We start from the raw sequence: 12,012 nt of genomic DNA on the forward strand, positions 1-12,012 counted from the left end.
TCAATCTTTATCGTAAAAACTGCCACGCCCGGCACGGGCGCGCCGTTCCATTTCTGCCCTGACCATTTCACCGACCAGTTTCGCCAGTTCGCGGGGATTCTGCGTAACAACGTTATGCAGATGAACATGAATTTCACCACCAAATCCGGAGGCAACAGGCTCCCGGTTACGGGAAGTTGCAGGAACTGATGCCACTGGCGATCGTATGGCCTCCGCCACCGGGCGGGAGCTGGCTGCAACAACAGGGACCAGCGCCGGAGGCAGAGGAGTCGGGACCACGGGTGTGATGTTGATTGCGGAAGCAGGCTTACTGACCTGCGCAATCTTCCGCTCCTGCCACTCCCCACGAACAGCAAGTGCGCGGGGCAGGTTCTTAAAGACAATATCGCCGGGGCCAATGCGTTTTTTCGTCTCATCAACCAGCTTACCTGTGTTATCAGCAATTTTGCTGAGTCTGCGTAGCGTCCCGGTATTGCTGTCTGTGAGCGGTTTGTTGTCTTTGGGTTTATCACCTCCGGTGCCATTGCCATTTTCCACAGGCTTCGGCGGATTGATTTTCGCCAGGTCACCCTGAAGCAAGGCAACCTTGTCCTGAAGAATGGCCGCACGCTGTGCGTCTTCGATTTTCTTTCTCGCCCTTTCCGCTTCATCCGGAAGCACACCGAGTTTTTCAAGTATCCACGCCAGCGTATCCAGCAGCATTTTTGCAGGCGTCAGAACAAGCTGTAGCGCGCCACCAAGAACGTTACCGAATATCTCGCCAGCACTGGTACATTTATCCAGCGTTTCCTTGCTGGACTCCATCGGTGACAGCAGCGATTTAAACCAGTTAAAGACCTGAATAATCCCATCGCGCACGACATCAAAAACAGGACCAAACCGTTCAAAGGTTTCGCGCAACGGAGCCAGCCGTTCCATAATCCCACTGAACACCCCGGCATAAAACGCCTTGATGGGTTCCCAGTATTTCCAGATGAGAACCGCCGCAGCCACAAACGCAGCAACAATCAATCCAACCGGACTGAACAGCGCCCCGATAGCGCCTCCCAATAAAGAAACGGAACCCGTCACCATTCCCCATAGTGCTGGCAGGACCCTGACAGCATTCATTGATCCGGTCAGGAGAGAAAAACCAAGACGCAGTTTTGCCAGCGGGCCAGCAAGCACACCAATAGCCAGCGACAACGAGCCAACCGTTGCAGTCATTGCCAGCAACGCACCACCTGCTATCAGTAGCTGGCGCGTCAGTGCGGGATGGGCCTGCGCCAGCGCCGTCACCTTTGAGACCACTCGCGTGAGCCACTGTGTGACAGAACGCAGCGGACCGTCAATCAGATCTGCAATGCGGATGCGCAACCCTTCCCATGCACTGCTGAGTGATTTCAGATCGCCGTCAAGGTTGTTGGCCATAACCTTTGCCGTGCGTTCAGCCTCACCGCGCGCGCCTTCAAGTTCTTTTCTCAGTTTGGGCAGGGAGCCGTCACCTGCCGCATCAACGAGGGCCATAAATGATGTGAAAGCCTCTTCTCCGGCAATGTCCTTAAAGAACGATACCCGGTCAACTTCCCCGTATTTGCGGGTGGCTTTATAAAGATCGGCCAGCACATCCTCCATCGGGCGCATTTTGCCGTTCGCGTCAGAAACAGCCACACCAAGCTCTTTCAGCGCCTCTGCTGCCGCCTTTGGCGGTGATGCCAGACGAGCCAGGCTGGCACGCATTGCCGTCCCGGCATCACTCCCTCTGATACCCATATTCGCCAGCACGCCAGCCATCGCTGCGGCCTGCTCCAGCGATATTCCCAGCTTACCCGCTACCGGACCTGCATATTTCATGGTTTCGCCCAGTGCGCGAAGGTCAGTGTTGGTACGGGTAAACGCTGCGGTGAGTGTGTCACCGACCCGGTCCATCTGGTCAGCAGAAAGGCCGAACTGCGTCAGGATATTTGAGCCAATATCTGCCGTCTCGCCGAGATCCATACCGCCAGCCGTTGCCATGCTCAGCACGCCGGGAAGCGCAGCCTGAATGGCCTGCGGAGTGAAGCCAGCCATTGCAAGAAATGCCTGTCCACTGGCGGCATCGCCTGCGGTGAACTGCGTTTCAGAGCCAAGTTTTAACGCCTGCTCACGCAGCGCCTTAAACTGCGGGCTGTTCTGGTCGATTCGCGTCAGTGCCTGAACGCGGGACATCTCTTTGCCGAACCCGATCGCAGGCTGCAAAAAACGCCCGGCAGCATAGCCGCCCGCCGCTGCCGCACCAATTGCCAGTGCACCACCTGTTTTCAGTTTTCCCGCTGTTTCCTGCGCGCGCGAATACCGCTCACGCGCCTGCGTTACACGCGCAAGCGCCTGCCGTTCACGTTCAAGCTGGTTGTTGTACTGTTCGGTGCGTCTGATGGCCTGCTGGATGGTGTTATCGCTGCCTGTCAGGGAAATGCCGTGGCGTTTCAGCTCTCCGCCAAGCTCCCGCATTTTCTGAATTTCCCGCGTGCGCGATTCATTCAGGCGTTCAAGCCGGGTGCTTAACTGCTGCATCAGCTTTTGTTGTTTTTCGCTGAGCACTGTACCCGTGCGTTGTAACTGATTAAGGGCGTTAAGCTGGCGTCGTGCTTTCACGATACCCGCATCCGCTTTACTGACAGCGTCGCGGGCGCGCTCAAATGAACGCGCCTGACGCTCGAGATTTTTGATCGCCCCCTGCGTTCGCTGGATGGAGTCACCAAACTGCCCCATCAGGCGGCGGGCGTTTTCGGCAGGCCGGGTCAGCCTGTCAACGGCGCTGAAAGCGACCCGGATATCAAGAGTCTTCATTGTCTGCATTCCCGCTGCGAAGTGCCGCCCGCTCACGCCAGCTAACCACTTCGCCGGGCGTCATCATGAAGATTTCGGCGGGCGACCAGTTAAAAATAACGGCAATATCTGCCACAAAGTCTTCTATCTGCTCAAAGCACACAACCGTGATCAGGCTTCCGTCGCCTGTTCGTTCTTCCCGCCAGAGTCCGCACCGCTCAAAAAATTTACGGCAACCACACATAACTGAATAAAGTCACGGGATGCCATTTTTTTGATCGTCACTTCATCCAGTCGCGGTGATGTCACGCGTGACAGCAGCGTAAACATGGCTTCCGCTTTCAGATTCAGCACATCAGACAGCGACAAATCTCGCAGAGATCCAGCCTGCTCAATAGCCCCGGTGATCTCCACATACGTGATTTTTTCGCCGCCTCGCTCAATTGGTTGGGTAAGTTTTACACCACGCTCACTGGTTTCTTTCACAGTGTCAGCAACTATCGTGTTTTCGGTATTGATGTTTTTCGTCTCTTTCATCAGGAAACTCCTTTCAGTCAGAGGCGACGCACTGCGCCGCCTGCATATTACTTATCAGCCAAGCCCGAGCGCGGAACGGATGCGATCGGGCACAATGTCCTTGCCGTCCTTCCGGTAAATGAAGTTCAGCAGGTCAATCTCCCACAACGGGCGATCGTTAACACTCAGCTTGTAGTAGGTGTTTTTAATGGCGTAAGTGTGTGATGTGGCTTCGCCCTGTTTGGCTTCCCCCATATCAATTTCCGTCACACGTCCGCGCATTTCGACTTCATACAAGTCGCTTTCTGCATCGGTGTAGTATTCACCCGCAAAACGCAGCAGCGTGCCGTCAATCGTGCCGCCATACTTAAGGAACAGCTCACGAACTGCGCCCCCCATGACAAAGCTCGCATCAAGCGCGGAGTCGTCCAGGCCGAGATCAATACTTACCGCCCCCATCATGCCACCACCCCGGTAGCTGTCGGTTTTGCGCGTCAGCTTAGGCAAAGTGACGGACGTCACCTTACCCACTTCATTTTCACCATCCACAAACAGCGTAAAAAAGCGAAGATGTTTTGGCACAGCCATCAGGCACCTCCCAGCACCGCAAATGCGGGTTCAAAGTATTCATCAGTAAACGTCTGGTAAAGCTCCATGTCTTCCAGTGGCGGAACGGGCGTATATTTGTAGCGAATACGCACACGCCCCTGACGTAAATCCGTGGTGCTGTTATCCACCACGTCATACCAGCACTCCGCGCCAATCAGTTTCCCGGCAGTCACCAGTGAATCCAGTTTTGCCCTGATGGCACTGATAACATCCTTCACGTTCGCAGGCGTCAGTGGACTGTCGATGGTTTCAAACTGCGCTTCCGCAATTGAATCAGCCAGCACCTGTGCGGTTCGGGTATACACCTCAAAAATGTAGGCGTTCGTTTCCGGTGTGCGGTTGCCCCAGAAGCGGAACCCGTTGCGACGAATAATGGTCGTGATTTCTTTGTTGTTGAGGCTGTTGGCATCGCTGTCTTCGGCCTGCAACGACCAGAACACATGCCTCGACATCCCCAGCACATTTTTAACCGGAACGTTGGACAGCGATTTGTGCCAGCCCTGCTCATGGTCAATGTACGCACGAAGGCCGCACGCATAAGCAGGCGCGGGGAACGTTTCGTTTTCGCCACTTTTCGGGTTGTAGGCGATGAAGTCCGGCCATAAGAGCATCACTTCACGTTCGTTGAATTTCTGGCGGTAGGTAATCGCTTCAGCCATCGTGTTACAGCCGTGACATGAGGCATACACAAATGCGCGCAGTTTACCCGCAATCACACACAGGGATTTTGTCACCGCCTCCGTGTCCAGCTCCGGCGCGGCCAGAATACGCGGACGGTATCCGATGCTTTCATCCTGCTCTGCAACAAGCAGCGCATACATCCCCGTATAGCTGCCGTCATCCTCAGAACCACCGATAACCAGTTGATCCTGCGTCTTTTCGTCTTCTTCTTTGTGTTCAGCCACGCGAACGACGATCACCTTTGTGCTCACCTGGTCTGCGATGGCCTTAAGCGCACGATAAAGCGTCCCCGTTGTTCCGCATTTTCCCAGCACGTCATTGACGCGGGTCAGCAGTGTGGGCTTGTTCAGCGGGAACAGCTTCGCGTCCGCATCATCCGCCGTTGCCACGATACCGATAACGCTGGAATCAACATCGTTAATCGCTGTTACCAGGTCGGTATTTTCCGTAACACGGGCACCATGAAAACGAGTTTCACTCATAGCTTCAGCCCCTTGTATCCGTTAAATGATTCGGCAACAATCATCACCCACCACGCGCGTAATCTCACCCCTGCGCCGTTCTCCCGCCACGGCGACAACAAAAAGCAGTAACCCCCTCCGCACGCACATGCGACCATGCCACACAGGGAGGGAGCAGATGACCGACACCACCATGCAATTGCTCAGTCAGGGCACAGACCCCGTGAAAATGCCGGATTTTGATATTCTCGCGGAGGGTAAAACGCTGTCAGGCGTGGCAGAGCGCCTGATGAGCCTGTCACTGACCGACAACCGGGGATTTGAGGCGGACCAGCTCACCATCACGCTGGATGATGCGGATGGTCAGTTGCAGCTACCACCACGGGGCGCGCGCCTGACGGTTCTCATTGGCTGGAAAGGAGAACCGCTGACAGAAAAAGGCACTTACATTGTTGATGAAATCGCTCACGAAGGACCGCCGGACAGGCTGACTGTTTCAGCCAGAAGCGCAGATTTTCGGGATGAATTTAACGTTAAACGTGAGGTGTCCTGGCATGATGTGACCGTTGAGCGTGTGGTATCCGCCATCGCTCATCGGTACGGTCTGAAACCGCAAATCAGCGAAATGCTGATGGATATCGAAATCGACCACGCCGACCAGACCGAAGAAAGCGACATGTCCTTCCTTACGCGCATGGCGGAAATGTTGGGCGCAATCACCACGGTAAAAAGCGGTAATCTGTTATTCATCATGCCAGGCGGTGGCGTGAACGCACAGGGCCAGCCGTTGCCCTCGTTCGCCATCACGCGCAGCAGTGGCGATCGCCATCAGTTCCGCATTGCTGACCGCGAAGCGTATACGGGGGTACGCGCTTACTGGCTTGATCTTAATTACGGGAAAAAGAAAAAAGTCAGCGTGAAACGCCGCAAACCGAAAAAGGAGAAAAGCAGCAGTCGGGAAGGCGATTATATGGAAGGTGCGGAAGGCAACGTGTTTGTGTTACGCAAGACTTATCAGAACGAGCAGGCAGCAAGACGTGCAGCAGCGGCAAAGTGGCAGCAGCTACAACGCGGAGCCGCATCATTCTCCATCACGCTGGCGCGTGGACGTGCAGAACTCTACCCCGAAATGCATGGCACGGTAACAGGATTTAAAAGCGAGATTGATAATCAGGACTGGATCATTGCAAAAGCCGAGCACACCATTGATAACAGCGGCTTTACCACGCAGCTTGAGCTTGAGGCAAAAATCCCGGAATGGATAGCGGAAACAGAGTGAGCAACTTAGAATAGCGGCAGCACCACGTTAAGGGAGGTCGCTATGTTCCGTTGTCCGCTTTGTGGCGCATCTGCCCGTATCCGCACCAGTCGTCCGGAAAATGATTCAAACACTGTGCGACAAAAGTATTACCAGTGTAACAATCTGGAATGCGGCGTATGCTTCTCAACACTGGAAGCTTTCCATAAATTCACATCAAAACACGCCTCCGGCGTTCACTCTTCAGAAGGTATCCCGTGGCATGAGCTGCCAGCTTCACACAGGGGAAACAATCAGATGAGCTTGCCTTTACCTCAGAATTAACAGGCAGAATTGCCGGAGTAACAAAAAAGCGATAGATTACGCGCGGGTGCCTTTCGGCTGATGGTCGGAGGGAATACCCGAAGGCCAGATGTGGAAAGGCCCCGGAAAACACTTTTGTTTAACCGAGGCCCTAACCGTCTACCCTAAGCAAGTGATAGGTTAGCGCCTCCCCGAAAAAGGAGCAAGCGCTATGTCGCAAAAATCGCTTACGGCCATCACGTTCTGCGTGACGGCAATCCTCATCATCTGGATGCTACACGGTTCGCTGTGTGAAATACGGATGAGCTTCTGGGGAGCGGAGTTTGCGGCATTCTTACAGTGTAAGCAGTAAGGAAACCGCGACGGGGGAGCAATCCCCCGTCAATCGGTTGCCAGGGTAAGGTCGATAAGGCACCCTATCTCACAGACATGAACAACAAGCCCGCAGCGTAAAAACTGCGGGTTTTCTTTTTGGTATCCCCATCCATAAGCAATAGGCATAACAGATCGATGTAATAAATACGATCGATAAAAACGATCGATTTGCTATCATATCGGCAGCAGTAACCACACAAGAGGTGCCGCAAATGACGCAAAATGTACGATGCAAAAATTGCAACAAACTACTTGCCCGCGCCTCATTTCACTACATTGAAATAAAATGTCCGCGCTGCAAAACACTTAACCAGATAACGAGAGCCATCGAGCACCCCACACACATGAGGAGTTATGACCGTGGGGATCGCAATCCAGCACCAACCAGCACATACACCGGAACACACTAAGGTTTATCAGACTGACAATGCCACGCTCTGTCGTGGGAATGCGCTGGAAATATTGCCGCTGATTGAGCCAGAAAGTATTGATGCCTTAATTACTGACCCGCCTTACAGTTCGGGCGCGACACACAAGGCCGGACGCACCAACCAGGGCAGCCACGCAAAATATCTGAACGGCGAGAACCTCCATCGCTTTGATGGGTTTGCGGGTGAAAACATGGATGCCCGTTCGTGGGCTTACTGGACACAATTATGGATGGCACAGGCACACCGCGCAGTCAGGCCGGGCGGTTATGCCCTGGTATTTACTGACTGGCGACAACTGCCAGCTTTAACCGATGCGTTTCAGGCCAGCGGTTTTACATGGCGTGGAATCATTGCGTGGAACAAAGGAAGGGGGTCACGAACACCCCATACGGGGTATTTCCGGCATCAGTGCGAATACATCGTCTGGGGCAGTAAAGGCCATTTAGGTAAATCGCCTTCGGGACCGTTCGACGGCTGCATGACGTTCCCGGTTATCCCATCAAAGAAAATGCACCCGACCGGAAAACCAGAAGAACTTATGGCAGAACTGGTCAGGACTGCGAATAGTGGTGGAACAGTCCTTGATCCTTTTATGGGATCGGGAACAACGGGTGTTGCAGCACTGAAAGCAGGACGCAAATTTATTGGTATAGAAACCAGTGATCATTATTTTGATGTAGCAACACAACGGCTCAAAACGGCGATCGAACCATAAGACAAAGCCCGCAATGTTGCGGGCTTACTCTACCTCTCGAAAATGTGGTCACTGCGTGGACACGCACTGATATAAATCCTTTTATATCAACAAATTAAATCATCATTTTTTTCATCAACAAGGATTTTCACGTTTGTGTTACCTGTTTGAGAACGAGAGTTAACCGGGCAAGTGTGCCATAATCTCGCCGTCAGGCATACTTACGAAGATTTATGATTTAAGGATAAGTGATGATGCAACCTATTTCCGGTACTCCACCACGCCCACCGGATATCAACCAAAATCAACCAGCCGGGCCAGGCGAACAACCTTTATCAACACAGCAACGCACTGTACTGGAACGTCTGATAACCCGCCTGACTGCATTAACGAAGCAGCAAAGTGCTGAAGTATGGGCTGCTGTTAAGCATGATCTTGGTATGAAAAGTGATACTCCGTTGCTCTCACGTCATTTTCCCGCTGCGGAAGTTAATCTTAACCAGCGCCTGCTGCGTGCTCAGCAAACTCACGTGACCCGCCAATTGTTGTCACAACTGAGTGGGCTGCTCAGTCAGGGGAATAATCGCCAGGCTGTCAGCGATTTCATTCGCCAGCAATACGGTCAAACCGCGCTGAATCAGCTAACTCCTGAACAGTTAAAAAATGTCCTTACGTTGCTCCAACAAGGCAAACTGGCAATCCCGCAACCACAGCAACGCACACCAACTGCTCGCCCGTTGTTACCTGCTGAGCATAATACGTTAAAGCAACTGGTGACTAAACTTGCTGCCGCGACCGGGGAGCCAAGTAAACAGATCTGGCAATCGATGCTGGAGCTTTCGGGGGTGAAGAACGGTGAACTTATCCCGGCGAAACAATTTACCCATCTTGTGACATGGCTACAGGCTCGTCAGACTTTGAGTTTGCAAAGTGCACCAACGTTGGAAACGTTGCAAATGGCACTGAAGCAGCCGCTGGAACGGGCTGAACTCACTGAACTGCAACATTATGCACAGCAAACCTGGAATGTCCTGCCGCAAATGGCGCTCACGTCATCCCAGGTTCTTGATCTGCTTAATCACGTGTTTTTAAAACGTGCGGAGCGAGAAAGTGGATTTATCGATCCGCGTAATATTCAGCCATTATTTACCCCTTTCCCTCCACTGATGGATACGTTTAAATCCTTCACCGGGAGTACCGGGTTGGTTTTAATGGCCTTCTTAATTGTGCTCCTGCTTATCTGGTTGGTGATTTAACCACGCCGAAAAGAGAGCAGCGTAACCACTATTCCTACAACCGCAGATATCGCCCCGGCAAGAAAAACCGACGGGTAGCCAAATGAGGTCGCCAGCATTCCCGCCAGCGGCCCCGTTATACCGTAGGAGATATCCTGAAAAGCGGCGTAGCCGCCCAGTGCTGTACCACGCACCTGCGCCGGAACACGTTTTACTACTTCCACACCAAGTGCCGGGAAAATTAACGAACAACCAGCGCCTGTTAATGCAGCACCTGCCAGTGCAATCCATACTCCCGGCGCCTGCCATAGCAGAATTAAGCCAATGGTTTCCACAGTTAAAGAAGCTATTGCGACTTTTACGCCACCAAAACGATCCGGCATCCAGCCAAACAGCACGCGCATTAAAACAAAGGCACCACCAAAGGCTGTTAATGTAAAACCAGCCATTGGCCAACCATTATTGGCAAAGAAAAGGGAGATAAACGTGCCAATCACAGCAAAACCAACGCCCTGCAGCGCCAGCCCAATACCTGGTTTCCAGATTAACCCGACCACACTCCACAATGACGGGCGTTCCCCTGTTTGTGGCGGAACTTTGCGGACGCTGCCATTAAATGCCCAGGCCAGCAGCGGTAAAATCATTGTCACCACTGCCAGCACCGCAAAACCAAAATGGCTATGAATCAATAATCCCAACGGCGCACCGGCAGCAAGTGCGCCATAAATTGCCATCCCGTTCCATGACATCACCTTCCCTGAACGAGTCGGACCTACCAGACCTACCCCCCAGGACAAGGTTCCCGTCAGCAACTGGCTTTCGCCAAAACCAAGAATTAATCGCCCAATAACTAACAAAGCGAATTTTGCAGGTGCAGAGACGGGCATTAGTGCCGCCAGTAACCAAAAAGCGCCAGCCAGACCACATGCCAGCATTCCCTGCAGTGCAGAGCGCTTTGCACCAAACTGATCAGCAAGTTTTCCGGCATATCCGCGCGTCAACACTGTTGCCAGAAACTGCACACCGACAGCGATCCCGACCATGGTATTGCCGTAGCCCAGTTCATGATGGACAAAAAGGGGAATAACCGGTAACGGCAGACCGACGGTCATATAAGTGAGGAAAACCGCGAAGGCGATACGAAAAAGAGAAACATTCGCTGAAGGTGCTTTTTGGGTTTGGCTAACTGCGGTCATGCTCTACTCCAGAATGCAGAGCAAGGCGAGGTGAACCCACGCTTCTCTGCCTGACTTTGAGGATTACGCTGCGTTGGCAGGATTTAACGCGTACGTATTACCAGAAGGAAATCGACAAAGCGGAAAGTTTGCCTGGAACAGATAATGATTGTCAATGATGTGAAAAAGGGAACCGTCAGGCTCCCTTTTGCGTTACTGCCGGATGCGACGCTGGCGCATCTTATCCGATCTATTAATCTTTCAGCTTACGCATTACCAGGGTGGCGTTGGTGCCGCCGAAGCCGAAGCTGTTAGACATAACGGTGGTCAGTTCGCGATCGGTCGTTTCGGTCACGATGTTCAGACCCGCAGCCTGCTCGTCCAGCTCTTCGATGTTGATGCTCGGAGCGATAAAGCCATGTTCCAGCATCAGCAGAGAGTAGATAGCTTCCTGCACACCCGCAGCGCCCAGAGAGTGACCAGTCATCGCTTTGGTTGCAGAAATCGCCGGGCTCTTATCGCCAAACACTTCACGGATAGCCGCAAGCTCTTTCACGTCGCCAACCGGAGTTGAAGTACCGTGAGAGTTCAGGTAGTCGATTGGCGTATCAACACCGTGCATCGCCATCTGCATACAACGTACGGCGCCTTCGCCAGACGGAGCAACCATGTCTGCACCATCAGACGTTGCGCCGTAACCAACGATTTCAGCGTAGATGTGAGCACCACGCGCCAGCGCGTGTTCCAGCTCTTCAACCACCACCATACCGCCGCCGCCAGCGATAACGAAACCGTCACGGTGAGCGTCATAAGTACGGGAAGCTTTTTCCGGGGTGTCGTTGTATTTAGTAGACAGCGCGCCCATCGCGTCGAATTCGCAGGCCATTTCCCAGCACAGCTCTTCGCCGCCGCCAGCAAACACAATGTCCTGTTTACCCAGTTGGATCTGCTCTACTGCGTTACCGATACAGTGTGCGGAAGTCGCACATGCGGAGCTGATAGAGTAGTTTACACCGTGGATTTTAAACGGCGTGGCGAGGCAGGCAGAAACGCCAGATGCCATCGCTTTGGTGACCACATACGGGCCAACCGCTTTCAGGCCGCGCGGGCCGCGCATTGCGTCAGCGCCGAACACCTGGAAACGCGGGGAACCACCACCGGAACCTGCAATCAGGCCCACACGTGGGTTGTTCTGATAAGCTTCCGGGGAGAGGCCAGCATCTGCGATTGCCTGCTCCATGGAAAGGAATGCATAGATGGATGCGTCGCTCATAAAGCGCACAACTTTGCGGTCAATGAGGCCAGTGGTATCCAGTTTTACGTTGCCCCATACGTGGCTACGCATGCCGGAGTCCTTCAGCTCTTGAGAGAAAGTGATCCCTGAGCGTCCTTCACGCAGAGATGCCAGGACTTCCTGCTGGTTATTACCGATGCTGGAAACGATGCCCAGGCCAGTAATCACTGCACGTTTCATTCAATACCTCTGT

At 53.3% G+C, this 12,012-nt stretch carries 13 protein-coding genes and 1 pseudogene; 6 read left to right on the forward strand and 8 right to left on the reverse strand.

Annotation, left to right across the window (positions count from 1 at the left end; all coding sequences use genetic code 11):
• The 6 genes and pseudogenes from K0335_RS16440 to K0335_RS22725 all read right to left on the reverse strand — a co-directional run.
• Entirely contained in the window at window positions 1-2,808 is a 2,808-nt protein-coding gene (locus K0335_RS16440) for a phage tail tape measure protein (RefSeq protein WP_175066671.1), read from the reverse strand.
• Window positions 2,795-2,950 carry a GpE family phage tail protein gene (locus K0335_RS16445; protein WP_162854493.1) on the reverse strand — a complete coding sequence of 52 codons (156 nt, stop codon included), beginning with the start codon at window positions 2,948-2,950 and terminating at the stop codon, window positions 2,795-2,797. The genes K0335_RS16440 and K0335_RS16445 overlap by 14 nt, the downstream gene beginning before the upstream one ends.
• Window positions 2,951-2,958: 8 nt before the next feature.
• Entirely contained in the window at window positions 2,959-3,324 is a 366-nt protein-coding gene (locus K0335_RS16450) for a phage tail protein (protein ID WP_175066672.1), read from the reverse strand.
• A gap of 54 nt (window positions 3,325-3,378) precedes the next feature.
• Entirely contained in the window at window positions 3,379-3,891 is a 513-nt protein-coding gene (locus tag K0335_RS16455) for a phage major tail tube protein (RefSeq protein WP_000290450.1), read from the reverse strand.
• On the reverse strand, window positions 3,891-5,075 hold the full coding sequence (locus K0335_RS16460) for a phage tail sheath family protein (protein WP_000005367.1): 1,185 nt from the start codon (window positions 5,073-5,075) through the stop codon (window positions 3,891-3,893). Before K0335_RS16460 ends, K0335_RS16455 begins: the two co-directional genes overlap by 1 nt.
• 413 nt (window positions 5,076-5,488) lie before the next feature.
• Window positions 5,489-5,581, reverse strand: a pseudogene (locus K0335_RS22725) (hypothetical protein); the annotation flags it as partial.
• Between K0335_RS22725 and K0335_RS16465 the strand changes: the two are divergent.
• From K0335_RS16465 to flk, 6 genes are all read left to right on the forward strand, one after another.
• Window positions 5,542-6,333: a contractile injection system protein, VgrG/Pvc8 family gene (locus K0335_RS16465; RefSeq protein WP_244595210.1), complete on the forward strand. Its 792-nt coding sequence runs from the start codon at window positions 5,542-5,544 to the stop codon at window positions 6,331-6,333. The pseudogene K0335_RS22725 and the gene K0335_RS16465 overlap by 40 nt on opposite strands.
• A 42-nt stretch (window positions 6,334-6,375) precedes the next feature.
• Window positions 6,376-6,636, forward strand: a complete 261-nt coding sequence (locus K0335_RS16470; RefSeq protein WP_000488107.1) for an ogr/Delta-like zinc finger family protein — start codon at window positions 6,376-6,378, stop codon at window positions 6,634-6,636.
• A gap of 190 nt (window positions 6,637-6,826) precedes the next feature.
• Complete coding sequence (locus K0335_RS16475; RefSeq protein ID WP_000078916.1) at window positions 6,827-6,967, forward strand: Hok/Gef family protein; 141 nt, start codon at window positions 6,827-6,829, stop codon at window positions 6,965-6,967.
• A gap of 235 nt (window positions 6,968-7,202) precedes the next feature.
• On the forward strand, window positions 7,203-7,400 hold the full coding sequence (locus tag K0335_RS16480; protein WP_001353016.1) for a Com family DNA-binding transcriptional regulator: 198 nt from the start codon (window positions 7,203-7,205) through the stop codon (window positions 7,398-7,400).
• Window positions 7,345-8,136 carry a site-specific DNA-methyltransferase gene (locus K0335_RS16485; protein WP_000215758.1) on the forward strand — a complete coding sequence of 264 codons (792 nt, stop codon included), beginning with the start codon at window positions 7,345-7,347 and terminating at the stop codon, window positions 8,134-8,136. Before K0335_RS16480 ends, K0335_RS16485 begins: the two co-directional genes overlap by 56 nt.
• A 233-nt stretch (window positions 8,137-8,369) precedes the next feature.
• The gene (gene flk / locus K0335_RS16490; RefSeq protein ID WP_032242969.1) at window positions 8,370-9,371 is read left to right on the forward strand and encodes a flagella biosynthesis regulator Flk; all 1,002 of its coding nucleotides are present in this window, start codon (window positions 8,370-8,372) and stop codon (window positions 9,369-9,371) included.
• Here the strand turns inward: flk and K0335_RS16495 are convergent.
• Window positions 9,368-10,546 carry an MFS transporter gene (locus K0335_RS16495; protein ID WP_000127809.1) on the reverse strand — a complete coding sequence of 393 codons (1,179 nt, stop codon included), beginning with the start codon at window positions 10,544-10,546 and terminating at the stop codon, window positions 9,368-9,370. The genes flk and K0335_RS16495 overlap by 4 nt on opposite strands.
• Before the next feature lie 232 nt (window positions 10,547-10,778).
• On the reverse strand, window positions 10,779-11,999 hold the full coding sequence (gene fabB / locus K0335_RS16500) for a beta-ketoacyl-ACP synthase I (protein WP_000817183.1): 1,221 nt from the start codon (window positions 11,997-11,999) through the stop codon (window positions 10,779-10,781).
• Between the last annotated feature and the right edge of the window lie 13 nt (window positions 12,000-12,012).

Origin of the sequence: Escherichia sp. GZ89, assembly GCF_019366485.1 — a bacterium.
Lineage (GTDB): Bacteria > Pseudomonadota > Gammaproteobacteria > Enterobacterales > Enterobacteriaceae > Escherichia > Escherichia fergusonii.